The organism is Vibrio pelagius, assembly GCF_024347575.1.
GTDB lineage: Bacteria > Pseudomonadota > Gammaproteobacteria > Enterobacterales > Vibrionaceae > Vibrio > Vibrio pelagius.
Genome location: NZ_AP025503.1, coordinates 2,350,705 through 2,375,133, shown reverse-complemented (window position 1 = coordinate 2,375,133; position 24,429 = coordinate 2,350,705). Strand labels below are relative to the sequence as shown.

Below are 24,429 nucleotides of genomic sequence, written 5' to 3'. Positions count from 1 at the left end.
CTTAGTGCTAGAGGTCTATGAAGAATTTAACTTCCGGGGGTATACCTTTACCCCCTCTTTCGATCAAGAAGCACGCAGCTTTACCAAGACTTATAATAAGCCTCTTGGCCGCTACGTGGTGCAGTTTAAAGTGTACCCCAACTATCTGCACCATGTTCAATTTCCTTACTTATTAGAGCTCCCTAAGCAGCTTCAAGGGAGGAAGCTTCCTCATTTACTGTGGTTTAACGGGTATCGTTGCTGTTTGTTCTCTGATACTTCTGTACTCGATCCAATGAATCCTCGTTCACTAGTTGCAGCATGGATTACTAAACTCGAAGAAATCATCGAACTGTGGGAGTCTGGTGACTTTAACAAAGACTTCTACAATGAGTTCTTTGTGTACTGGACAGGTAAGGAGTACTACTTAATTTCGGATCCGCGTCAGCATAATGACCTTACACTGTACCGATATAACAGGATAAGTCCTATTAGTGGAGACACTGTTGCTGAATACCTTATTTGTCACTCTGATGAAGTTGCAGAGCAATGGAGCAAGCTACGCAACACAAAGGGGGACATTGATTATGTCGGTGATGTGGTTTACCTAGAAATGACACACGCTCCTTTTGTTCCATTCACTCGTTCTTGGCCCCCAGAGTCAACAGCAGAGTTTAAAAGGTGGATCTTTGAAGGTACGGAAGGAGAGGTTTTGCTGGAGCAGCTATTTGAGAAAATTTCTCAGTTACCCTTGGCCAAGGGTAGCACAAGCAGAAAAGTAGTAATAACCTTGGGGTTTGAAGACTATGCTTTTGGTTTTGAATATCAGCTACTACTCGAAGATCAAAAGTGTATCCGAAAGTACTACGGGCCCAAGCAAAAACGAGCTAGAGGCAAACAATCTAGGGATAAGTTAAAAGAACGTTTGCTCAACTCTAGAAGCAAAGTGAGCCGAATTAAAGCAATTCCGGCATACCACGATTTTTTAACAGCTAGGAATTCACGAACACCTACACTACCACTTAGCTCAAAACGAGTAGCTCTTATAGGTTGTGGGACAATTGGCGGGCATCTCACCAAATCATTAGCAAGCCTAGGGGCAGGGAGCAAGTTTCAATTTAGCTTGTTCGATGATGATACCTTCAAGCCGGGAAACACCACGAGACATATACTAGGAATACCTTACTATGGCGAGAATAAAGCCGAAGCACTTTGTCATCAATTAAAAAAGAGTTTTCCTCAACTCAAAGCTATTCCTCGTCGACGCTTCTTTGCTAACGAGAATTTAAATGAATTTGATATACTAATAGATGCCACAGGTGATCATGCCTTTTCTCTTCAGTTGGCGAAAGCTGTGAATCAGCATCGCTCAAATGGAAACCGAATATCTCTAGTACATAGCTGGATAAGCGCCTTTGGACATGTAGCCAAAGCCCTTCTGAATGATAACTCAAACTCCGCTTGCTATGCCTGTCAGTTCGTTTATGGAAGCAATGGAAGTAAAACGGAGATATACCCTGGTCTTAAATCATCTGATATAGAGGAAGCCACTCAAAGCTTCCGTAAGGCCTGTGGTGAGAACGTATTGCCGTTTGGCAATGAGGCGAGTATGAGCGCAGCTGGATTAGCCCTAGAATTACTCAACAACCGAAGTGAACGATCTCCCAAGCTCCTAATACGAAGGATCACTGACAAAGCAACTAACATTAAAGATAAGCGGATAAAAAAGAGAGAGGATTGTCCTGCATGTGGGATATAGAACAGGTGCTGCTTGCAGAAGATGGAACTCGGATCTTAATTGAAGCAGGTGTTTTCAGTAAGTTAGCCCCTTACCGTCAATGTATGTCAGATTCTGTTGAATCAGGGGGAATAATCATTGGTGAGTACCGAGGGAATGATCTTAGAATTGTTGATGTATCTACGCCTGGGAATAAAGACATTCAACGTAGGTGCTTCTTTGGTCGCCGTGACCATAGTCATCAAGACTTCGCTATGAACTACTGGAAGCGGTCATCTGGATCTCAGTCATATATTGGTGATTGGCACACGCACGCTCAACATACACCACAGCCTTCAGGGTTGGATATAATTGAGTGGCAACGGGTGCTAACTGGCTCTCCAATGCTTGTTGTAATACTGGGTATACAGAGTGACTGGTTAGCCCTCTGGCGATCTAACAAGTTAGTTTCTATATCACTATAGAAAAACAGCCCACTGTATCCGCTTTATATAGAGCTAGCCAAGAACAAAGCTTGTCCCTACGCTATTGGACCGATTTCCAGTGATCGTTATCTGACCATTTACTTTCTGCTTGCTCGAAAGAATCCATATGAACACTATCAGAGATTTGTTTTACGCGTATGTAACCACGCGTACCAGCTTGAGTCCAAAAGTGTCCTTCCAATATTTTCTTAGCTGAAGCTTCCACTAAATCCAACTCTGCAGCCCCTTGCCTCGGGCCATGCTCTCCTACTCCAGCACGCTTTTCAGAGAAAAGATAAGCAAGAAGCTTTGCTCCTTTATTATCATCAATCATTAGGGTTTCAACATATGACTCTGTTTTTTGTAATGACGTAAATGCTCGTACAGATATCGTAAACCAATGCTGCCGAATGACGAGAACAAATCTTTTTGGTGGATTTACTTCTCCTAGCTCATTTGTCCAATCAGACTCAAACTCACCAAGCCATGTTCCATTTAGATTGGGACGATATAAAATCTTTCTAAGGAAGTTCCACTTCCAAGCCCATTTAAAATAGAAAAACCAAAACAATCCTGCCATAGTAACTCCCAGATTGAGATACTTAAGGCTATCAAGGGATAAAACTTCAAACCCGTTTAAAAAAAAAGGAACAACCCAAAAAGTAGCACCTATAAAAATTGAACCCGCCGAAAATACTTTCACTTCTGTTTGATTCATTCGACTATCAACTCCACAACCCCATCTTTAGCAACCGAAATCTGCCCCTTTTGACTAACAACAATAACAGATACAACGCTTTCATATAGCGACCCATATTGAGCAGTTCTATACCTTGCTCCTACATCAAACACAGTCCCATTGAAGTCTTGGGGGATTATTGGACTAAAGTACTGAGATATTTTTGATAACCCCTTCTTTTGACTAACGATATGAAACCCATCATGTCTTTCATCAGTAACATTGGATATTGAAAATAAAAAATCCACGATTTTTGTAGCATCTAATAGTTTGCTTTGGAAGCCAATTTCACTTAAGAGAGGCGAAACTGGCAGCGACCCTATTTCTTCATCTATTAATACAATACCTAACCCAGTGAATCCAATCGGTAGACCTTTATTTACTTTGTCGATAACTACATTTAATAAAAAATTCTGTTTCATCTATCAACTCTAATCCATCGACCTTAAACACCCAAAAACATGACAACTCAAAAACTTAATATCACTCAGACATAATTACTGGCATTGAGCATACCAAAGCTTAATTATCAGAAGCAACGCATCATATGCGTAAAGTATCTAACCTCATTTTCTTAACAGTCCCCCCGAAAGAATTGACAGACTAAAACACCCGATACGATTACAAATCAATAGACACTCTCGCTTAAAGGTGGGCACTTCTAAATAACGGGAGAACTTACATGTTCATTCCCGTTGGTTATTATACACATAGGCCAATCAAGCAGACGTGATGACATTAGCAAAAGTAGGCCAAACAACCTCACTGTGAATTGTGACGCTGAGGGCCGCTGGCAAAGAATGGGGCATAAATAAGCTAGCCAATTATGATTAAGGGTGATTATGATTAAGGGATAATCAGCACTGAGTCGGCTGCTTAGTGAACATGTCCGCCTGAAACTCTGCTTTCTTGTTATGCAGGCCACGGTCTTCCAGCCAAGAGTAGAAACGACTTCGAGACACTTGTACCCCTTTGTCACTAAGCTTTCTTAAAACCTCAGTTTTTGACTTGTCAGAATCAAGCATATTCAATATGAACGCTGTATGCTCATCAAGCTTGGATTTAACCTTCTGCCCCTTTTGGCGGCCAGATGATAGGCCTTTGGCCTTGCGTTTGGCATGACCCGCTTTAGTTCGCTCAGAGCGTTTCTGAGCCTCTACTGCGCTGGCAAACGACTGCCCAATCACGGTAAAAATGATCTCAGCGTTATCAACGTTTTTTGAACTTATGATGGTGTCGTTATATGCTAAGTGTAGCTCACCATATGAGGCGATTTGGCCTATAGCACCTACTAACTCCATAACCTTGTGGCGACCCAGACGAGTTATATCCGATACAATGATGCTTTGTTGAGAGGAGATGAGGGAATATAACTTCCGCTCACTCAGTTCTGTCTTGGTGGCAGGCACATGTTCTTCGATCCAATCTGATATTTGGATACCATGTTTAGTGGCGTACGCCTTGATAGCTTCTCTTTGAGATTCACCATCGGCTCTCTGTGAATCTGATACTCGAATGTAACCAATCACGCCTGCCCCCAAGTTGAAGAGTTAATTGTTCCTAGACGATTATTTGTTTTTTAGGTAGTCCAATACAACTTCATGATGATCTTTGGTCTTGAACTTGTTGAATACATGTTCGAGGTTACCAGACTCATCAATCAGGAAGCTTGTTCTTACAACGCCCATATTTTCACGGCCCATGAACTTCTTGAGTTGCCAAACACCGTACTTCTCACAAACTTCGTGTTCTTCATCAGCTAGTAGAGTGAAGTTAAGCTCTTGCTTGTTGATAAAGTTCGTCAGCTTTTTTGGGGTGTCAGGGCTAATACCAAGCACAACAACATTGTGAGCATCTAGTTCAGCTTTCGTATCACGCAGACCTTGAGCCTGAACGGTACAGCCGGGTGTTGAAGCTCGTGGGTAGAAGTACAACAGCACCTTCTTTCCTTGAAGCTCAGATAGCGTCACTGGGTTATTGTTTTGGTCGTTCAGGGTAAAATCTGGTGCAGTTTGTCCAACTTCTATTGCCATCGGTTTAATCCTTACTTTCTCAATTAGTGGAGTGTGGCGTAGCGTTATTCGTTACGTCCTTTTTAGAGCACTTTTATTACGTTAGAGTGTACATTTTTATCGATAACTAAGTGTCCTGTCTAGTGATTACACTAAACAGGACGACCTTTGGGGTTATAGTGCTAAAAGCTACTTTGGTTTTCTAAATAGGGGAGTAATAATATTATCTGAACGAGCCGATACGATTTTATCCATTGCCTTTTCTCGCTGACTCTCATGCAACATGCCCATCAGTTCTTGAACTACTTTTATGTGAGTGGCAGCTTGAACAGCTAACGCTTCTTTGTGGCTTTTCGCTTCGTCGTAATATTCTTTTTTCTTTTTATTCGCTTGTGCTCTTTCACCTTTAAGTGACTTTATTTCTTTTTGAAGCACTGCAATAGGGGAGTCAGCGGTTTCATCCTGAGCAACTTGTACTTCTAATGATTTATTTTTTATCATTAAAACGACGTCGTTATGCCTTCTGAGTGCGCCAGCGGAAAGGCCCGCTTCTTTTTCAACATTGCTATTGTTGATTTTAAGTTTGCCCTTTCGTGCTTTATTACGCAGCTCTTTCGATGTTAACTTGGCTACATCACCATCCAGCAGCCTTTCCAATGCTTTGATTAGCTTATTTTTGGTTATCTGTGACATTATGAAATCGCTCCGTATGGGATGAGTAAGTTCTTAACTTCATCAGGAAAAATCACAGGCTCAAAGTCGATACCTAAATCATCCATAATGCGCTCAGCAGCTTGAACTTTTATGTAAGATTCAGAGGCGGTTTGAGGAGTGAGCTCGTTGTTTTCAATATCATAAAGCATGTGAATTTCGGCTTCTTTACGCTTTGCTTCAGCAAATACGGCATCAACGATGTAATCATTCTTGCAGTCCACACATTCCATTAGGTTAACTAGCGTTCTTAAACCACAAGTCGTCGAAGTACAGTATATCCCTGGCGCAACGGCATGAATGTGGCGACTTTGAGTTCGAATTTGCTTTTTCCAATAGTTTAGAGATAACATCTCGTTATCTACTTTATCCTTGAATAAATTTCGGTCTGTTTTCATCATGTTCTTAGCAAACTCTTTGCCTTTTCCTCCGGCAACTCGCTCTTTGTTTGCCAGTTTCTGATAGATATTCAAGTAGATGCGGGCTTTCTGGTCGATTCTTTCCTCATCAATTTCGTGTGCTAGCGTCTTTTTCTTTTGTCGGATTTTTTGGAATTTACTGGCGTTTTTAGCGTAGTGCCGCGTCATTGCCATAGAGACATGACTAAACTGCTGTTTGAGTTGCGGAAAACTGCAAAGTTCATATCCAATAAGGTAGTAAGCAAAAGAGCGGCGAAGTTGATGGCCTGTAAATTCATAATTCTTACCCACTTCAAACGATAAGTTGGGGTCCGATGTTTTTAGGTCAACAACGTCTTCATTGGTAAGCGCAAGCTCTTCACCCATCGCATTTTCAAACCAAGCTTGAGAATGTATTCCTAATTGTTTTTTTCTTATTTCTCTGAAATCCTCTTTTATTTTATGGAAAAACGATTGTGAGCTAGGGTGTCGCTTTCTGAGTGGCGTGTGCAGTGCTTGAAGCACCTCATACGCTTTCATGCCGATTTCGGTTGTGACAAACTCATCTTGTTTTGATTGAGAGCCTTTGGCAGTCTTTGATAGGTTGGCGTGGATAATGTGTATCTTCTGGCGGTCTATTGTTTCAGTTGTGCAGCCCTGAGCGGTGTTTAGATCATACATTTCATCGGCTCTCATTCCTGTTCGAGCCATTAAGCCCCATAGGCAGCCACCATTGAGCGTTTTGAAAAGCGATTGAGCCTCCATTAGTTTGGTGATTGTCCACTGTCCAATCGTTAGGTTACGTTCTGTGTGTAACTTATCAATGTAGTCGCTCCTTATTTCTGGTTTAAGAAGGCGTATGAGATCCAGAGTCTCTTCTTCACTTGGAGAATGAAGGGCTGCAAAGGTGTCTTGAAAAGCCAGGGTGCGCTTTTCACTTGATTTCTGTTTACCTAAATACCATTGAATCTTACCGTTTTTAAATCGGGCTTCATCACTGACCAGATACTTAGCATAACCTTCATATGCCTTATCAAAGTAGGTGGCGATGTATTCTGCCAGTTGCTCTAGCTCATCACGAAGGGCATAAGCTTCATTAATCAGAGTTTCTGACTGTTGAAGGCCCAGATAGTAAAGCCTCTGTGGAATAACGGCATACTGCTCAGCTTCTTTGATTGTTAAACCAAAATCAGACGCGTTGAGCTTTTTGATTAAGTTAACCTCAAACGGTAAACCTCTCGCCTCTTTGTAAAGGCGATTTAACCCGTTGTAAATTGACGCTCTTTCAAAATCAATATCGGTAAAGCCGGTTAGAGCCCAGACTTCGAGTCGGTCAAAGTCTAAAGCGGACAGCGTGTTAACCCCTTCATTTAACAGTGGGGCGATGACTTTTTTTAGGTCATTTAATGAATCCCTAAGAGTGCCAAATGAATGGTCATGAGGTGATAGCCACATCATTTTAAGCAGGAGGATTTTAAGCTGGTTCTTTAGATTGCGCTCAATGACTTTGCCATCGAGTGTAAAATCAATGGTAAGTGTTTTCTTTGCTCTTGGCTCAAAATAAGGCTGTAGTTTTCTCCAAGTGTCATCGTCGCCAATTTTGCCTAATGATTCACCCGTAACAGTAAAGCCAATGTCAAGGCTTTCGAGTTCATTCCAATCGCCACGCTCAATAGCTGGCTTTAATACATCCATTAAGTAATTTGCATGAGCGCCGACATTTTCTTGTGCTTTAAGAAGCTTGTTTTGATGTTCTAGGTCAGTGAGCTTTATCATGTGAGCCTCCGTAACTATAGGGATAAAAGCGCGTGGTCGATGGAAATTCTTGGGTGACGACCTTGGGTATTAAATCGCGTCATAGCCTCATCGAATACACCATCACTCGCCCCATCTAGCGTATACTCATACTGTTCAATTTTTTCATGAATATCCCCTTTCGAATCAGGGTACATATCAAGGGCCTCTTTAAGAACATCGATGTATGACACGAGTTTATAAATTGCCTCAACGTCATCTACCGCTTTGGCCGATTGACACTTATGACACATATCAAATTCGGCACAAGGTAAGTTTATGCCTATCGCATAGTTCGTTTCACGTTGCGTATTCTTACCATCATTAATGACTTGCTGCCCATTACAAGTCAGCCCGTTGGGATTAGTTTTAATATTGCCTTCTTCACGCTTTTTCTTCGCTTCATCGTGTGACAACATCGGAATCCCACGCCTTTTAGCTACTATGTCTTTTGCTTGCTCTAGGCTTGTATCATCATCGAGGTTTTCTATGACCTCCACACCCTGAGATATGATGACCTTATTCAGTGATGAAAGCCCGTTCAGATAACTTCTGTCTAACGTTTCCTTTGCGTTTTGGAGTAAGCTTTGAGCCGCTTGAATCCCCCCTTCGGCGTAGGCTTGGTTACTGGTCATTTCTCGCCAGCGACTCGATTGAAGAGAGAGGTAGTAATGGTTTGTTTCAACAGACCAAGTTTTCATTAGCTCTCCTGAAAGAGGGCTGAAGCCCTCCCAATCTCTAGGGACGTACCTGCTACTTCTCGTCAACAGTAGCCGCTCATGTTTCTTGGGCTGCTTGTCTGCCTTCTCATTAGCGTATTGCTCAATATCTCTGATTACAGCCAAATCAGAAGCGGGGACTTTAAAGAAGCCACCGATGCCATTTCTATAGTTAAAAGAAACGGTAATATTGCCATTGCTGTCTTTGTCGGAGTATGTGAGCGGAAGCAAAATCCCTTTTAGCGGTAAGTCGGTGTAGCAAGATAAAATACAGTAGGCGCTATTGGTCGCCCCTTCTCCTGCTCTGCATTTGGACGTTGCCTTGACTTCTTTATGAACAACAGAGCGACCCAGATGACTAATGGCTTTCTTTAACGTGATGGTTTGTTGGTTTCTGTAGGTGTAAAACAGCTCTTTGAACCAAGGTAGGCTGCCAGTCCGATACGGAGATAACAGGTGTAGTTGGTTAACGAGCTTCTTATTAATTTCATTCAAATTAAAGGTATCACTCACCTCAGCGTGGCTATTGAGGGTGAAAGTTAACACAGAGCCATCTTCATCATTGCCGTACAATTTGGATAGTCGCTCTAGTAACTTGATAAACTTCACCCCACCACGCTTATCAACGTCAAATTGCTCACCCACCAATAGGGCATCGACCTCTTTGTTTGCGCGAGGCTTATGGCTTGAGACTTTTACCACTTGTAGGCTCTTATCTCTTTCTTCTGTATGAACCTTAATTGGGTGAGCAATATCTCGAATGTTGCTGTCATTGAGTGAAGTGAAAAAGCACATCAAATGATAGGCAGCGCCCATTGTAAGGTTAAAGGCTGCGCCAGCATTAACAGCGGTGCCAGTTTTACTTAGCTGTGTAAATTGCGTTTCCAATGATGTCGGGATTTGAATTATTTCCTCATGTGAACCAAGACCAATGATAATCGGAAGCGTTTCTGGTAAGGGGGTGTTGTTTTCTTTTGCAGCAATAAGCTGTGCTGCAAGAGTGAAGAATAACGCCTCTAACCGTGTCACAAGGAGCTTTTCTTCCTCATCGGAGTACCCCTTATATGGCGTATTTTCTCTTGCAAACACTCGGTGAAGCAATACCCAACTGGAAACAGGCAAACCACACCAATCGAGCGCATTACGAAGAAGTGACAGCGTAGATGTAGCCGTCGATTCTTTAACGCCTAACTCCTCACCATGAGTGTACTCCCAAAGGCGTTTTGAAGGTCTAAACATCTTGATACGATGTCTTAATTCGCCATCGTTGCCTGCATACTTTAAGTACCCACTTTCCGTAAATGGGTTAACATTTACCGCATCACAAAAAGTAAGATAGGCGCGTAACCTTTCGTAGAGTCCTTTAATGGTTCTTGCTGAGTTACCATTACTGACATATTGGTTAGCTTTCTCGCAAAAGTACCTGATAAATACGGTTCGGCTGTCTACTTTTTCGCTTTCTTTGTTGCACCCTAAGTGCAATAAATGAGAAACATCGAACTGCTTTGGTTTGCTTGATTGCGCATCTTTATAAGGGATCGTCAGGTTCAAAGGAATGACATTTTGATTGTTGCGCACATGCTTAATAGCTTCGGACTGTCTTGCTATTTTACTTTTCGCCATTACGACCAACCTCCGTTTATTTTGCGGTTTTTGGACTTAGCCATGCTGATCTGGTCGTCCAGCTTATTCATGTACTTAATGTACTTTTCAGTGGTTGACGTGCTGGCGTGTCCCATTAATTGAGCCAATTCACCCATAAGGTAGTCATAGCCAACATCACGCTCTTTTGACTCCTTCCAAAGCCAATGAGTGGCAAAGGTAGAACGAAAATCATGAATACGGTAATACCAAGAAGAGTTCACTTCGCGTATCTGTTTTCGAAGGTTGGAAAAGTGCGTTTCTAAAGTATTGACCGAGTAAGGCGTCCCTTTATTTGAAAGAAATAGGTAATCTACGGTATCTAACTTCTCTCCTGACGGAACAAGCTCATTGCGTTTGTTTAGGTTTTTAAGTCGTGCGTAACTTTCTTTGTATATCTCTAGCTCTTCGTACAGTGTAATAGGAATGTCGACGGTGCGTTCCTTACTGCCTTTTGTGCGAGTGATTTTGATTGGAACTGTGTCCAAATCACTGTAGTCAGCCTTTCCTATGTCGTGAGCAGGGAAGTGGATGGCTTCATCAATTCTAAGCCCCGCGTCGGTGCATAGCCGATAGATTAATTCTGTCGACTTTGGGAGTGACGTTGCATGTTCATTAAATAAAGCCTTGTGCTCAGGGGGAATGGGCTTGAGCTTTTTATGGGCGGGTGTGTTCTCTTTTTTAGGAAACATCCTCATGATATTGGAGGTTTCATAAGTACGTTTAGAGCCTGATTTTGTGTGAGCCAACATATCGTGTTGGTTTAACTCCTGATGCACAGTTCCAGTTGTGTAGTGGGTAACAACATTCTGATCGTTATTTTTGATGTAGCCGTATTTTTGCATCCACTTATAGAATCCAATCACGGCACTCATATAACTTCTAGCGGTAGATAAACTAAAAGCTTCATTGCCATTAGCTCCTTCAATATTATTGCAGTTCGCAAGCAGAAACTCAGCAAACCGCCAAGGTGCCCCTTCTTCTTCATACTTGGACAACGTTTTATAGGTTAGGTATTCAGGTGGTATTTCCACACCATTTTCATCAACTTGGTAATGGTGAGTGGAATCCAAGTAACGAGTAAAAGCCAATAAGCCTTTTGCTATAGGCCCGGTGTCTTTGACTTTCTCTTCACCACGTAATTTAGATACGAGGTATAGGGATTGTGGGTAAACAACCGTCCCATCAGGCGCAATAATGATATCGGTTTTCTTTAGGCGGGATTCCAGATAGGAAGGGGAAAGGTAGGGAGAGTATGTCACCTCTCCAGATTCAGTATTTATATTCGTAGAAATTCGTAGCTTTGCTAATGTATCGACCTCTATGGACAGCAGTCGGTAGTCATCATAAACATCGGAACATTTTTCTTCATGCGTTTCTATCACAAAACAATCCTCGATATGTTACCCACATATCAAAGATAGATTTGTCATAAAAAAACATCAAGATTTTCTGTCATAAAAAATTTGTAAGGGTAAATTTTTTCTCACCCCAAACACCAAACTGTTCAGCAACGGCGTGGTCTTCATCAGAAAGCAGTGAGAAGTTCAGTGATTTCTTGGTAATGAAGTTTGGTAGACGTTTCACTGGGTCGATACTAACACCAAGCACCACAACGTTTAGTGCATCTAGCTCAGCTTTGATGTCGCGCAGGCCTTCTGCTTGTACAATACAACCCGGCGTCATCGCTTTAGGGTAGAAGTAGAAAAGGACTTTCTTGCCTTTGAAGTCATCAAGAGACACGATGTTGCCATCTTGATCTGGAAGAGAGAATGCAGGTGCTGGAGTGCCAGCTGTCAGCGTATTCATGACATTTCCTTTTTAAAGACTGTTTTTGATAAAGTTGAGCGAGCCTTGGACTGATAGGCTCTGACACAGCGCGTTAAATTCTTCTTGTAGCTGCATCAGGTTACATTCTGATTGAACAGAAGCAGTAATTGAAATATGGAATTGATCGTTATCGAGTTGTACCTTCGACTTGTTAATGGTCTGCGCGCTGAGCGAGTCCAAACCAATCTCTCTATCGGCGAAGAATTGGGTGAACTTTTCGGTAAGACCCAGTCTATCGTCAGATTCGATAAATACTTCGAGCGTATAGGAGTTCTCGATATGATCATGCGGGGACGTTCGTTTCATGATAGTAATCAGGTCATGCTCCTGACCAAGCAAAGGTAGGGTTGTCTCCACGCGCGTAATGTTGTTGGCTTTGCCTGATAACAGCATGATGAGAGTAAACTCTTCACCAAACATCGCGATGCGGCTGTCGATAATGTTACAGCCTGATTGGGTGACTAACTGAACCACTTGGTTACAAATACCCGGGCGATCTGTGCCCACTGCAGTGATTACTAGATGTTGAGTCATAAATCACGTCTCTTTATATTCCATTGATGAGAGCATGTTAGCACATATACAGGGACTAATGAGTGAAGGTCGGGGCGTTTTTATGCGTCACTTAGACTTAAGTGGGTACTCAATGAGCGGAGTTTGAGTTTAGTATGACATTTCAGTTTACGAGCACAGTGATAAAAGCTTACCACTAACCGAGCGCTGACACGTGAGGAGCTAAATCGGTTACATTGGGTGTAAGCAAATCATTTCTGGTATTGAACCTGCTTATAAGTCGTCTGACCTCTAACATACGACAATATTTCATACAGTTGTGGCCGCGAAGCGACTTTAATCGCTTGTGTTTATTAATCGGCTTACAGTAACATGCAGAAAGAACAAATTAAGGGAGATAGACATGTTTTCAGGAAGTATCGTTGCGCTGGTTACACCATTCAATTCTGACGGTGAAGTGGATTTCGAAAGCCTTAAAAAACTGGTCGAGCACCACATTACTGCAGGTAGTGATGGTCTAGTAGCAGTAGGCACTACGGGTGAATCTTCTACATTGACTATTGAAGAGCATGTCAAAGTCGTTACCAAGATGGTTGAGTTTGCTGATGGCCGTATTCCTGTGATTGCGGGTACGGGTGCAAATGCAACTCATGAGTCGGTACTGTTCAGTCGTCTGCTCAATGGTTCTGGTATTGCAGGTTGTCTAAGTGTGACACCTTATTACAACAAACCAACACAAGAAGGTTTGTACCAGCACTATAAAGCGATCGCGGAAGTGAGCGACGTTCCTCAAATCTTGTACAACGTACCTGGTCGTACGGCAGTAGACCTATTGCCAGAGACTGTGGCTCGTCTTTCAAAGATTGATAACATCGTTGCACTTAAAGATGCGACGGGTGATCTAGACAGAATTGCAATTCATCGTGAACTTTGTGGCGAAGATTTTATCTTACTAAGTGGTGATGACCTCACAGGCCTAGAATTCGTAAAACGTGGCGGTGACGGTGTTATCTCAGTAACGAATAACGTTGCAGCAGCTGACATGGCGACCATGTTTAAGCTGGCGAAAGAGGGCAAATTCGAAGAGGCAGAGGCGATCAACGAACGTTTAATGCCACTTCACAAACATTTGTTCATTGAATCTAATCCAATTCCAGTAAAATGGGCGGTTCATAAAATGGGTTTGATCGCTGAGGGCAGTCTTCGACTTCCACTGACAGAACTGTCAGAGCCGGCTCAACCTATCGTTGCTCAAGCAATGACAGAAGCGTGTATTTACTAAATGTTTGAAACAGTGCCGAAGCTTGTCTTCGGCATTTAGGAGTATAAATGAAGTATTCTCACCAGCTAGTGATCGGCTCACTGGCTGTTTTCGTTCTTACAGCATGCTCTGGCAGCCCGACTCAACGTCGTCAAGCCAAGGATGACTTCGAATACTTAGAAACCCCAGCGTTGACTCAATGGCAACTGCCTGAAGACGCTACCCCTCAATTCTACCCAAACTACGATATCCCTAAGGGAGAGTTTGCTGGTGGTATTGGCCGCGATGTTGATATTCGTCCACCACAGCAGGTGTTGGAGCTTATTCCAGGTGCGCGTGCTGAACGTCAAAACGGTGAAGTCACTCTTTGGTTATTGCGTGCTGAAGAAGCTGATCGTGTATGGCAAACCGCCGTGGACATGCTGACAGAGCGTAACATCGGTATTCGTGAGCAGTCTGATAAAGAGATTGAGACTGATTGGGTTACTTGGGTCTCTGAAGACGAAGAAGTTGAGATTGGCAGTCGTTACACTATCTCTCGCTTTGAGGCGAATAATCGACACGGCTTCAAGCTTAACTTGATTGATTGGCGTGAGGGTTCTGAAGAGAAGCCTGTTTCAGCGACCAATAAAGAGCGTTACAACGCCTTCATGACCAACTTGGTTATGGCGAAGTACGATGAGAACTTGCGTGCGGAAGCGGCGTTGAAAGCGCAAGAGCTGGTTAAGAAGATCCCTATTTCAATGGGGTCAGACCGCAGCGGATTCCCGGTGATCATCGCGCGTACACCTTACAACGTATTGTGGCAGCGTCTGCCTAAGCTTCTGCCTCAAATGGGCTTTGATCTAGAAGAGCGTAACCAGTCACAAGGTACAGTGAAAGCGAAATATGCCTCTCCAGATGATGAGTTTTGGGATGAGGTTGGCCTTAAGCCGATCGACCTAAGTCCAGGTACTTACACCTTCCTATTTGGTGATTTGGGTAACCGTACCTCTATCAATGTAACTGATGCTTCAGGTAAGCCAGTGGAAGAAGAGCTATTAAAGTCTCTGGTTCCTATCTTGGCGCACGTTGCAGACCAGACAAAAGAAACCAAAGAGAAGTAACTCAGTAGGTAGGTTACTGTCTCAATGTGACCCGTCCTGATATGGGTTGACACTTTTTAGTCAAAACGCTCGATGTACTTCATCGGGCGTTTTGTATTTTAAGGCCGTATGTGGCCTCATCTGATTATAGATTTCTACTGACTCGGCGACCATTTTTCTCGCCTGAGCAACATCTTTAGGTTTCTTCAACAAGTATTCCATTTTCAAAATACCATTTACTCTCTCTGCCAAGGCATTTTGATAGCAGTCATATCCATCAGTCATGGAACACACGATCTTGTGCCTAGAGTGTAAGTCTTGGTACTCCTTTGAACAGTACTGTGAGCCTCTATCTGAGTGATGGATTAAGCTTTCCTGATTTCGACGTTCTCTCAAAGCTCTTATAAAAGCTTGTTTTACGGCCTTCGTCTGCATGTTGTCATCCACGCTGTATCCGACGATCTTTCTGGAATAGGCATCAGTGATAAGACTGACGTAACTGTTTCCCTCATAGGTTGGAAGGTAAGTAATATCAGCAACCCACAACTGTTCCGGTCTTTCGGGCTTAAAGCCATCCTTTATTTTATTTGGGTGGCAGTAAAACCTATGATGGCTATCCGTTGTTCGATGGTAAGCACGTTTAACCTTCACAAGCAGCCGATGATGTTTAAGCAGAGAAAATAGATAATCCCGACCTACTTTCATTCCAGCTTTTTCCATCATGTACTTAAGCTTTCTCGTTCCTATTCGAGCCTGTTTGATGCGAGTTTCACGAACAAAGCTCAGAAGAGCTTTGTCACGCTGCCTGTTACGATCGTCAATAAGACACTGTTTATAATATGCTTGCCTAGATATATTGATGATTTGGCAAAATCTAGTCACCGTGAGCTGAGCTATGTTTTGCTCTTGGACGACGCACCTTTGTGCTTTTTTACGACGCGGACACCATGGTCTCGTTCCATAACTTTTACTACTTCTTCAAAGAAGTCGGCCCTCAGTTTGGTATCCTCGAGTTTCTTTTCTAACTCTTTGATACGTTGCTCTGGTGTAGGTGGTGAATTGAATTCAGACATAGGTAAACCTTTCTTCATGAATCGAGGTGTGCCCCCAGACCAATCAAGTCGACCGTGCTTTCGGAGCCACACTAATACTGTAGAACAACCTTGTATGCCGTACTTGTCTTGTGCTTGTTTGTAAGTCAGTTCACCTCGCTCGACTTGATCAACAACATCCAATTTAAAAGCGAGGGAGTAATCACATTGAGTTCGTCTAGTTATTGATTTCATAACACTCTCCAATTTTCTGCTTGGGGAGTGTCAACCTTATTTAGGACGGGTCAATGACATCAATGAAAAAAGAGGACGCGATGTCCTCTTTTTTGTGTCTATTGGCTTGAGAATGATGGCTCGATAGCGCCTAGTCACTTAGCTGTTATTTATCGTCGAGGTTTTCTCGATTGAGTTTGTCTAAACGGTTGAGCTTATCGAGATCACTCTCTTTTTTCTGTTTATCTGCCTTGCCGACGTTCATGTTTGCCGTGTACTTGAGTGCTGCAATGTTACCTACGACAACACTAACCACGATAATAATGATCACCCAAGGGTTGGTTAGCCATTCAAGCATATAAGCTCCTAGTTACTGATATTCGTTATGAAACGATCATAAATGGATTCAAGGTGCTCCATAACGATCTCATACCCTAATATTGGCTCAGACTGAAGTTGATTGCCAAGTCGGGGACACGATAACTGTGATAGACAAAGCTGCGCTGTGCGTTTATGACTAATATGCCACGGCTCAACAGCCACGCCTCCTAAGTCTTTGCGATATGGGAAGAAAAAACCACATTCATCAGCGTTGGCCTCTAGCCATTGGTAAAAGCTATGCTGGTGGCCTGTGAAATATTCCCAAGGCTCTAACTGAAGTTGGGTGTCTTCCGGAAGGTGATTACGTGCAAAGACATCAAAATCAGTGCCCCAGTGATGTCGACTAGCCCCGGGTAGGGCAGACCAGCGCAAGATAGCCCACAGCTTCTCAGTGTCAGTTAACTGAGCGGTGTCTAAAGGCTGACTATCACTGTCTAAAATTGCAGTTTCCCCTGCGAATTTTCGATTCCAAATCAACGACTGACGCTGATAGCTACGAAAACCACTGGCGATCTCCATTTTGTAGCCTGCTTGTTCAGCAGAAGCGATTAAACGTTGAAGATCTTGGGCAACTTCATGGTGCACAAGAAAGGTTTTGCTTCCAATTAATGTCTCAATTAAATGAGACTCTACTTGTCCGGTTAACTCTTTTGGTGTCATGAGGTTGCCCAATTTTTTTGCTGTCTTTTCGTTCTCAAAGACTATGTGTTTTTAAAGACTATGAGTTTGCGAGTAGATTCACCAACGTACGTTGGTACATGTCGGTCAGTTTTTCTAGATCAGCGACTTTCACACACTCGTTCACTTTATGAATGGTGGCATTGACAGGGCCTAGCTCTACAACTTGTCCACCCATACGTGCAATGAAGCGACCGTCAGATGTTCCACCTGTGGTTAGCAGTGCTGGTTTTACATCGTTTACGTGGTCAACGGCATCAACGATTGCATCCAGAAGAGCGCCAGTGTCTGTTAGGAACGGGTCGCCATTGAATGTCCACTTTAGGTCGTACTCAAAGTCGTACTTATCTAGGGTGCTAGTGATGCGCTCTACGATAATGTCGTTGCTCAGTTCAGTACTAAAACGGAGGTTAAACTGAACATTGAACTCGCCAGGAATAACGTTTGATGCACCTGTGCCCGCACTGACGTTTGGAATTTGGAAGCTGGTTGGTGGGAAGTAATCATTCCCTTTGTCCCATTCCGTTGTTGCAAGCTCATGAATTGCAAGCAGAGAGCTGTGTACAGGGTTATTCGCCAGGTGAGGGTAGGCCACGTGGCCTTGTGTCCCTTTTACAGTAAGGTCGCCCGTGATTGAGCCTCGGCGACCATTTTTCACCACATCTCCGACGAACTCTGTACTTGAAGGTTCACCCACGATGCACATATCGATATTCTCGCCACGAGCCATCAGTGTTTCCACAACGCGTACAGTACCGTTAATGAACGGCCCTTCTTCATCTGAAGTGATCAAAAATCCGATTGAACCTTTGTGATCCGGATTTTCAGCGATGAACTGTTCAACCGCCACAATCATTGAAGCCAGTGAACCTTTCATGTCTGCTGCACCACGACCGTGAAGATAACCATCAACAATCGTTGGTTCGAATGGTGGCGTATCCCAAAGCTCCGCTGGGCCAGAAGGAACGACATCTGTGTGGCCTGCGAAAGCGAACAGTGGTGCTTCTGTGCCACGGCGGGCCCAAAAGTTAGTTGTGTCTTCGAATACCATCACCTCAATTTCAAAGCCGAGAGCTTTGAGGCGATCGATCATTACTTCTTGGCAGCCAGCGTCTTCTGGCGTGACTGATTGACGGCTAATGAGATCTTTTGCCAGAGCCAAAGTTGGGCTGTCTGTCATCCTTGAGTTCCTTGTTCTACTTGTCGTTTATTTTGTGAGAAACGTGGCACTTGGGTACCACATTTCTGAAGTTGTGCTTGTTTAGTGCTAGTGCAAATGGGGATTACGCAAAAATAGCGGAATATTGATCAGCTTTGAAGCCAATATGCAGCCTATCTTCAACTTTTAGGATTGGGCGCTTAATCATTGCAGGTTGTTCAACCAAAAGAGCGATAGCATTTTCTTCATTTAGGCCATCTTTTTGTTCTTGAGTGAGCTGGCGATAAGTCGTGCCACGCTTGTTCAGCACCTGTTCCCAACCGAGTTCTTCACAGAAACCGCGAACTAGCGCTTCATCGACGCCTTGTTTACGATAATCGTGAAATTCGAAGCCGATCTCTTCAGCTTGTAGCCACTTCTTAGCTTTTTTGATTGTGTCGCAGTTCGGGATACCAAACATTGTGATAGTCATTATTCTTCCTTTTGGTGATCTTCTTTCATTGTTATGTATGGAATCCTATCAGGAACTCGGAATTCAGACAAAACAGAGTGAGGAATATTTCAAAGAACGAAAAAAAACGGTAAGAAAATGTCACGAATGGAGACTTATTGATCAACCTCAACATGTCGGATGAGAAAAAAGAAATAATTAACAGGCACAGATATAGGAGGTGTCAATGGAGTTGAGTCCTGTTTTTGCAAGGCGGCTATATTTAGCGTTACTCGTCGAAAGCCTTGAAAGGCCGAATGTGCCTAAACTCATCGAAAAAACGGGTTGGCCTCGTCGTACGATTCAAGATGTACTTAAGGCGTTACCGGGGATCGGTATCGAACTCATGTTTATTCAAGATGGGCGGCGTCATAATGATGGTTACTATCAGTTGTCTGATTGGGGACCATTCGACAGCCAATGGGTTCTGGAACGTAAGAGTGATATAGCGTCCAGTCTTGGATTTAGTGCATAAGCCAGCGAAAGCTGGCTTTTCTTTTTTTGTTGCCCTGTTTTCCAAGGTGTATTATCGAAAGCGCGATAAGGTTATGGGCATTGATAGGCAGTGCCAAGCATGGTTACTGAGGTGGCGAAATCTTGTGGTAGTGAGAAAACGACGGTGTTTGCACCTAGTGCGATAGCATTGGACTTGAGTTCGTTCATCGCTCCTTGAACCATGGTGTCATTCGGAAAGAATAGGTAGCTATACCAATGCCCTTCGCTCCCGGTTATTTCACCTTTGTATTGGCAATCACTGATATCAACAATGCCATGATAATCCATCTTTACTCGATGTGCGTTTTCATGCGGCGCTTTTGTTGGGCTCGTACATCCTGCTAGCAGGCTAAGAGCTATTAGCGCCAATGGTAGTCGTTTCATTTCATCATCTCACAGTTGAGTAATGTAGGCAGCGAAACCAAGCCAGCTGGCAATCAATAGTGCCCACGGCAGCATGCTTGGCTTTTGTGTTGGTACTGCAGCGTGATCAGAGACAACCTCATTGGTTTGATTAAGGTTTTGTTGCTTCTCTTTTTGTTGCTTCTTTTTCGCTTTATCGGCCTGACGGTTTCGCTCTTTTTGCTGTTTCTTGTATTGCGCGATGCCTTTTTCGATACCTTGAGCGATCAGTTTAGTCTGCTCTTTGGTTTGTCCAGGCTTTTGAGTTGCTCTGGCTATTTTGAGTGCTTCTTGTTGGGATTCAATAGAAGGTGTTAGTGTCTTCTTTTTCATGTCGAGATAATCGTTAATTCCAATATGTAAATAAGATAACGTAAACCTAGAGAAGTATGAATGATTTGCGTTAAAGTGTCCGTTTTTTTAATATGTCGAAGTGAACGTTGTGCGGTATTCTTTAGAACAATATGACAAACATGGCTTTCTTAAAGCACCAGCTTTACTGTGGCTTGGCTGGCTATTTTTAGCCAAGGCTTTGGTCGTGTTTGTTGTGGCCGGTGCCAGCCGAGAATCAGGCGCTAAAATACTAGAGATAGTTTACCCTGACCATCAAATGTTTTATGTGGGGATTACTCTAAGTGTGCCGAGCGTTTTATTGATGTGGTTGTTTGGTCTGAGATCGCCTGAACGCCCCTATATTAATACGATTGTCTCTTGGGGACGATGGGTTACCCTTTTCGCTGTTTTAAGTCAGTTTGTACATACCGTTTATCTTGTCTATCTCGATCGCGGTGTGTTTCATTGGTTACATGGCGTCACACTAACGCTGTTGTTGTGGCTTTTGATCTACCTCATTAAGAGCAACGCGGTACGAGATTGTTTTACCAGCGTTGAAACTGATAATAGTCAAAAATAATTAATATAGTCATATTTATACTAGAAGCTAAAAATTGAAAGGATCGAACTATGCTTAACTCTTCAAATGAGCTGCCTCAAGCACAAGGTGCTATTTTACCTGAAGCTGGGCCTTTCGCTCTGTATGTGCAGCTAAAAGTCGTGGACAATGCCCCACAAGTTTTAGAACAATTAAAGCAGTTGCCTTCTCTAGTTGCGGAACTGAACGAGTCGCAACCAGAGTCAAACCTGACTCTTTCATTGGCTTTTTCTAAGACATTCTGGGACAAGTTTGAACAAGTAGCGCCAGCTGACTTGATCGCATTTCCAGAACTTGGCAAGGGTGATATTACTGCGCCAAGCACAGATTCAGACGTGCTACTTCACTGCCACTCGAACCGTCACGATTTGCATTTTTACGTCATTCGTAAGTTGCTAGAGCAGGTTTCGGAAGATGTCGAAGTGGTTGATGAAACCTACGGCTACCGCTACTTAGATTCTCGTGACATGACGGATTTTGTGGATGGCACCGAAAACCCGAAAGATGCACAGCGCGCTGAAGTTGCATTAATTCCTGAAGGTGAATTTGCAGGCGGCAGTTACGTAATGGTGCAACGTTTTATCCATAACCTACCTGCTTGGAATCGATTAAATATTAAGGCGCAAGAGAAAGTAGTCGGTCGTACCAAGCCTGATTCGATTGAACTAGACGATGTGCCTGCGGCATCGCACGTTGGCCGTGTCGATATCAAAGAAGAAGGCAAAGGTCTGAAAATTGTTCGTCACAGCCTGCCTTATGGCAGCGCGACAGGCGATCATGGCTTACTTTTCATCGCTTACTGTAATGTTCGCCATAACTTTGATGCGATGCTTGAAAGCATGTACGGCGTGACTGACGGGAAGACAGACCAACTGCTGCGTTTCACCCGTGCAGTGACTGGCGCTTACTACTTCGCACCGTCACAGCAGATGTTGGCTGAACTGTCGATTAAGTAGCGATAGCCGTAGCGACAATTAAATAAATACAAAAAGGGGCGTTCAGCCTCTTTTTTGATTAAAGAGTTAGCATACTTGGTCGATACAGAAGCAACGATTGACTTTATTACCTCCCAACGGTTGAGCGAATATCTATGGCGATTACGGTAAATACCAATGTTTCAGCACTGGTGGCACAGAGAAATCTCTCTAATGCCAGCAACATGTTGAACCAATCTTTGGAGAGATTGGCTTCTGGTAACCGTATTAATAGCGCCAAGGATGATGCCGCTGGTCTACAAATATCAAATCGACTTGAAGCGCAAATGAGCGGTATTGACGTTGCGGTTAGAAACGCTAACGACGGTATCTCTATTATGCAGACCGCAGAGGGTGCGATGAATGAGACCACCAATATCATGCAACGCATGCGTGATCTTTCTTTGCAGTCAGCGAATGGTTCGAACAGTAAATCGGAACGAATTGCTATCCAGGAAGAGATTACTGCTCTTAATGACGAGCTGAACCGAATTGCCGAAACCACCTCATTTGGTGGTAAGAAGCTGTTGAATGGCAGTTTTGGTAACACCGCCTTCCAAATAGGCGGTAGTTCTGGTGAGGCGGTACAAGTTGGCCTAAAAAGTATGCGAACAGATGGTATCGACATGGGCGGATTTAGCTATGTTGCCAATGGTATGGCTGATAAGCGTTGGGCGGTGAGTTCAGGTAATACTGAGTTCAATATGTCGTTTACCGATCGCTTTGGGCAATCTCAATCCATCTCGATCAATGCCAAGGCGGGAGATGATATTGAGCAGCTTGCGACTTACATCAACGGCCAAACAGACCAAGTGTCTGCATCGGTCAATGAAGATGGGCAGCTACAAATCTACATGGCGGGCGAGCAAACGTCAGGAACAATCTCCTTTTCGGGTGCTTTAGCGGATGAGTTATCCATGTCTTCAGGTCGCTATGAGTCGGTCAATGATATTGATGTAACCAGTGCTGGTGGTGCTCAGCGAGCAGTATCTATTCTTGATACAGCGATGAAGTACGTAGACAGTCATCGCTCTGAGTTGGGGGCGATGCAAAACCGCTTTGATCACGCGATTAATAATCTACAAAATGTACACGAGAACTTGGCGACCTCAAACAGTCGTATTAAAGATACCGATTATGCCAAAGAGACTACGCAGATGATCAAGCAGCAAATCTTGCAGCAGGTAAGTACCACTATTTTGGCTCAAGCTAAACAGGCGCCCAATTTAGCGTTAACGCTATTGGGATAAATTGTTACGCTCATCGGCCACACATTTTACAACTTTAGTATTTTTTTCTGTTTTTTCTTATATTTACACCTCTGGTCACGTTTCTTCATTCAACCGAATTTATTTCTGAATTTTCTCGTTTTTTCTCTAAAGGTTTCAGACTAAGCGCCGTTATTAAAAGTAACTTTGAGAGAACTACTTGGTTTTCCGAGACGTCGGAAACCGCAACACCGGAAAATCAATTGGAGAAATCACCATGGCAGTGAATGTAAATACCAACGTTTCAGCGATGACTGCGCAACGTTACCTAAACAACGCAAACAGCGCTCAGCAGACCTCTATGGAGCGTCTATCTTCTGGCTCTAAAATCAACAGTGCAAAAGATGACGCAGCAGGTCTACAAATTTCTAACCGTTTGAACGTACAAAGCCGCGGTCTAGACGTAGCGGTACGTAACGCGAATGACGGTATCTCGATTGCTCAAACCGCTGAAGGTGCAATGAACGAGACGACAAACATCCTGCAACGTATGCGTGATCTTTCTCTACAATCGGCGAATGGCTCAAACTCCAAAGCTGAGCGTGTAGCAATTCAAGAAGAAGTAACAGCACTGAACGACGAGCTGAACCGTATCGCAGAAACGACCTCTTTCGGTGGTAACAAACTTCTGAACGGTACATACGGTACTCAGTCTTTCCAAATCGGCGCAGACAACGGTGAAGCCGTGATGCTTGAGTTGAAAGACATGCGTTCAGACAACGACCAAATGGGTGGTCAGAGCTACCAAACTGAGAACGCAAAAGACAAAAACTGGAACGTTCAAGAGGGCTCTAACGACCTGAAAATGACGTTCACAGATAACTTTGGTCAAGCTCAAGAGATCAACATCAATGCAAAAGCGGGTGATGACATCGAAGAGCTAGCGACTTACATCAACGGTCAACAAGACTCTGTGAAAGCGTCTGTAATGGAAGATGGCAAGCTACAAATGTTCGCAGGTAACAACAAAGTAGAAGGCAAGGTAGACTTCTCTGGTGGTCTTGCGGGTGAGCTTGGTATTCAAGGTGGTAAAGAAGTAACGGTTGATACCATCGACGTAACATCGGTAGGTGGCGCTCAAGAATCAGTAGCTATCATTGATGCAGCACTAAAATACGTAGATAGCCACCGTGCAGAATTGGGTGCATTCCAAAACCGCTTCGACCACGCTATCAACAACTTAGATAACATCAACGAAAACGTAAATGCATCTAAGAGCCGAATTAAAGACACAGACTTCGCGAAAGAGACGACGCAAATGACTAAGTCGCAAATTCTTTCTCAAGCGTCTAGCTCGATTCTTGCGCAAGCGAAGCAAGCACCGAACGCAGCACTGAGTCTACTTGGCTAATACAAAATAAAGTTAAGACTGAAAGCTAGGTGGTAAAACACCTAGCTTTCTTTTTATGAGTAAAACTTACCGAATGATAAATTGTATTGATGTTATGAGTTGTATCATTCAGCTGTATGCAATGGATGTTGAAAGAACGACACAAGCGGTG

General features: G+C 43.4%; 25 protein-coding genes and 1 pseudogene. 9 read left to right on the top strand and 17 right to left on the bottom strand.

Annotated elements, in window-relative coordinates; genetic code table 11:
• Positions 1 to 4: 4 nt before the first annotated feature.
• The gene (locus tag vsple_RS10305) at positions 5 to 1,738 is read left to right on the top strand and encodes a ThiF family adenylyltransferase (RefSeq protein ID WP_261881942.1); all 1,734 of its coding nucleotides are present in this window, start codon (positions 5 to 7) and stop codon (positions 1,736 to 1,738) included.
• On the top strand, positions 1,726 to 2,181 hold the full coding sequence (locus vsple_RS10300) for a Mov34/MPN/PAD-1 family protein (RefSeq protein WP_261881941.1): 456 nt from the start codon (positions 1,726 to 1,728) through the stop codon (positions 2,179 to 2,181). The genes vsple_RS10305 and vsple_RS10300 overlap by 13 nt, the downstream gene beginning before the upstream one ends.
• A gap of 61 nt (positions 2,182 to 2,242) precedes the next feature.
• Here vsple_RS10300 and vsple_RS10295 read toward each other — a convergent pair whose 3' ends face one another.
• From vsple_RS10295 to vsple_RS10250, 10 genes and pseudogenes are all read right to left on the bottom strand, one after another.
• Positions 2,243 to 2,899, bottom strand: coding sequence for a Cap15 family cyclic dinucleotide receptor domain-containing protein (locus tag vsple_RS10295; RefSeq protein WP_261881940.1), 657 nt, complete (start codon positions 2,897 to 2,899; stop codon positions 2,243 to 2,245).
• Positions 2,896 to 3,342 (bottom strand): diadenylate cyclase, encoded by a 447-nt coding sequence (locus vsple_RS10290; protein WP_261881939.1) that lies wholly within the window; start codon positions 3,340 to 3,342, stop codon positions 2,896 to 2,898. The genes vsple_RS10295 and vsple_RS10290 overlap by 4 nt, the downstream gene beginning before the upstream one ends.
• 435 nt (positions 3,343 to 3,777) lie before the next feature.
• Positions 3,778 to 4,449, bottom strand: a complete 672-nt coding sequence (locus vsple_RS10285; RefSeq protein ID WP_261881938.1) for a recombinase family protein — start codon at positions 4,447 to 4,449, stop codon at positions 3,778 to 3,780.
• Between the two features lie 39 nt (positions 4,450 to 4,488).
• Entirely contained in the window at positions 4,489 to 4,953 is a 465-nt protein-coding gene (gene bcp / locus vsple_RS10280) for a thioredoxin-dependent thiol peroxidase (RefSeq protein ID WP_076674272.1), read from the bottom strand.
• A gap of 168 nt (positions 4,954 to 5,121) precedes the next feature.
• Complete coding sequence (locus tag vsple_RS10275; protein ID WP_102416486.1) at positions 5,122 to 5,625, bottom strand: bacterioferritin comigratory protein; 504 nt, start codon at positions 5,623 to 5,625, stop codon at positions 5,122 to 5,124.
• Positions 5,625 to 7,817 carry a site-specific integrase gene (locus vsple_RS10270; RefSeq protein WP_076674275.1) on the bottom strand — a complete coding sequence of 731 codons (2,193 nt, stop codon included), beginning with the start codon at positions 7,815 to 7,817 and terminating at the stop codon, positions 5,625 to 5,627. The genes vsple_RS10275 and vsple_RS10270 overlap by 1 nt, the downstream gene beginning before the upstream one ends.
• Before the next feature lie 14 nt (positions 7,818 to 7,831).
• Positions 7,832 to 10,177 carry a hypothetical protein gene (locus tag vsple_RS10265; RefSeq protein WP_261881937.1) on the bottom strand — a complete coding sequence of 782 codons (2,346 nt, stop codon included), beginning with the start codon at positions 10,175 to 10,177 and terminating at the stop codon, positions 7,832 to 7,834.
• Positions 10,177 to 11,580 (bottom strand): tyrosine-type recombinase/integrase, encoded by a 1,404-nt coding sequence (locus vsple_RS10260; RefSeq protein ID WP_102458407.1) that lies wholly within the window; start codon positions 11,578 to 11,580, stop codon positions 10,177 to 10,179. Before vsple_RS10260 ends, vsple_RS10265 begins: the two co-directional genes overlap by 1 nt.
• A gap of 91 nt (positions 11,581 to 11,671) precedes the next feature.
• Positions 11,672 to 12,004: pseudogene (gene bcp, locus vsple_RS10255) on the bottom strand (thioredoxin-dependent thiol peroxidase); the annotation flags it as partial.
• 12 nt (positions 12,005 to 12,016) lie between these two features.
• Positions 12,017 to 12,559, bottom strand: coding sequence for a glycine cleavage system transcriptional repressor (locus vsple_RS10250; protein WP_032551739.1), 543 nt, complete (start codon positions 12,557 to 12,559; stop codon positions 12,017 to 12,019).
• A 382-nt stretch (positions 12,560 to 12,941) separates the two neighbouring features.
• On the opposite strand from vsple_RS10250, the gene dapA reads away from it, so the two are divergent.
• Positions 12,942 to 13,820, top strand: a complete 879-nt coding sequence (gene dapA / locus vsple_RS10245) for a 4-hydroxy-tetrahydrodipicolinate synthase (protein WP_255230141.1) — start codon at positions 12,942 to 12,944, stop codon at positions 13,818 to 13,820.
• A 47-nt stretch (positions 13,821 to 13,867) separates the two neighbouring features.
• The gene (gene bamC, locus vsple_RS10240) at positions 13,868 to 14,905 is read left to right on the top strand and encodes an outer membrane protein assembly factor BamC (RefSeq protein ID WP_261881936.1); all 1,038 of its coding nucleotides are present in this window, start codon (positions 13,868 to 13,870) and stop codon (positions 14,903 to 14,905) included.
• A gap of 60 nt (positions 14,906 to 14,965) precedes the next feature.
• Here the strand turns inward: bamC and vsple_RS10235 are convergent.
• From vsple_RS10235 to vsple_RS10215, 5 genes are all read right to left on the bottom strand, one after another.
• A protein-coding gene (locus tag vsple_RS10235) for an IS3 family transposase (protein ID WP_261881532.1) occupies positions 14,966 to 16,170 on the bottom strand; the annotation gives its coding sequence in 2 pieces (ribosomal slippage) (positions 14,966 to 15,801 and positions 15,801 to 16,170; 1,206 coding nt in all).
• Positions 16,171 to 16,315: 145 nt separating this feature from the next.
• On the bottom strand, positions 16,316 to 16,507 hold the full coding sequence (locus vsple_RS10230) for a DUF2897 family protein (protein ID WP_261881935.1): 192 nt from the start codon (positions 16,505 to 16,507) through the stop codon (positions 16,316 to 16,318).
• Between the two features lie 8 nt (positions 16,508 to 16,515).
• Entirely contained in the window at positions 16,516 to 17,190 is a 675-nt protein-coding gene (locus vsple_RS10225; protein ID WP_261881934.1) for a M15 family metallopeptidase, read from the bottom strand.
• Positions 17,191 to 17,248: 58 nt separating this feature from the next.
• Positions 17,249 to 18,388 (bottom strand): succinyl-diaminopimelate desuccinylase, encoded by a 1,140-nt coding sequence (gene dapE, locus vsple_RS10220; protein WP_261881933.1) that lies wholly within the window; start codon positions 18,386 to 18,388, stop codon positions 17,249 to 17,251.
• A gap of 103 nt (positions 18,389 to 18,491) precedes the next feature.
• Entirely contained in the window at positions 18,492 to 18,839 is a 348-nt protein-coding gene (locus tag vsple_RS10215) for an ArsC family reductase (protein ID WP_255230146.1), read from the bottom strand.
• 205 nt (positions 18,840 to 19,044) lie between these two features.
• Between vsple_RS10215 and vsple_RS10210 the strand changes: the two genes are divergently transcribed.
• Positions 19,045 to 19,332 carry a winged helix-turn-helix domain-containing protein gene (locus tag vsple_RS10210; RefSeq protein ID WP_032551746.1) on the top strand — a complete coding sequence of 96 codons (288 nt, stop codon included), beginning with the start codon at positions 19,045 to 19,047 and terminating at the stop codon, positions 19,330 to 19,332.
• Positions 19,333 to 19,403: 71 nt separating this feature from the next.
• On the opposite strand, the gene vsple_RS10205 is transcribed toward vsple_RS10210, so the two are convergent.
• Positions 19,404 to 19,736: a DUF4156 domain-containing protein gene (locus vsple_RS10205; RefSeq protein ID WP_255230147.1), complete on the bottom strand. Its 333-nt coding sequence runs from the start codon at positions 19,734 to 19,736 to the stop codon at positions 19,404 to 19,406.
• A 9-nt stretch (positions 19,737 to 19,745) separates the two neighbouring features.
• On the bottom strand, positions 19,746 to 20,087 hold the full coding sequence (locus vsple_RS10200; protein ID WP_255230148.1) for a DUF2956 domain-containing protein: 342 nt from the start codon (positions 20,085 to 20,087) through the stop codon (positions 19,746 to 19,748).
• A 109-nt stretch (positions 20,088 to 20,196) separates the two neighbouring features.
• On the opposite strand from vsple_RS10200, the gene vsple_RS10195 reads away from it, so the two are divergent.
• The 4 genes from vsple_RS10195 to vsple_RS10180 all read left to right on the top strand — a co-directional run bounded on the left by vsple_RS10195 (position 20,197) and on the right by vsple_RS10180 (position 24,278).
• Positions 20,197 to 20,667: a DUF2919 domain-containing protein gene (locus vsple_RS10195; protein ID WP_261881932.1), complete on the top strand. Its 471-nt coding sequence runs from the start codon at positions 20,197 to 20,199 to the stop codon at positions 20,665 to 20,667.
• A 50-nt stretch (positions 20,668 to 20,717) separates the two neighbouring features.
• A complete protein-coding gene (locus tag vsple_RS10190) occupies positions 20,718 to 21,641 on the top strand; it encodes a Dyp-type peroxidase (protein ID WP_261881931.1) in 924 nt (307 codons plus the stop codon).
• A gap of 134 nt (positions 21,642 to 21,775) precedes the next feature.
• Positions 21,776 to 22,909, top strand: a complete 1,134-nt coding sequence (locus vsple_RS10185; protein WP_261881930.1) for a flagellin — start codon at positions 21,776 to 21,778, stop codon at positions 22,907 to 22,909.
• A gap of 235 nt (positions 22,910 to 23,144) precedes the next feature.
• The gene (locus vsple_RS10180) at positions 23,145 to 24,278 is read left to right on the top strand and encodes a flagellin (RefSeq protein WP_261881929.1); all 1,134 of its coding nucleotides are present in this window, start codon (positions 23,145 to 23,147) and stop codon (positions 24,276 to 24,278) included.
• The last annotated feature ends 151 nt before the right edge of the window (positions 24,279 to 24,429 follow it).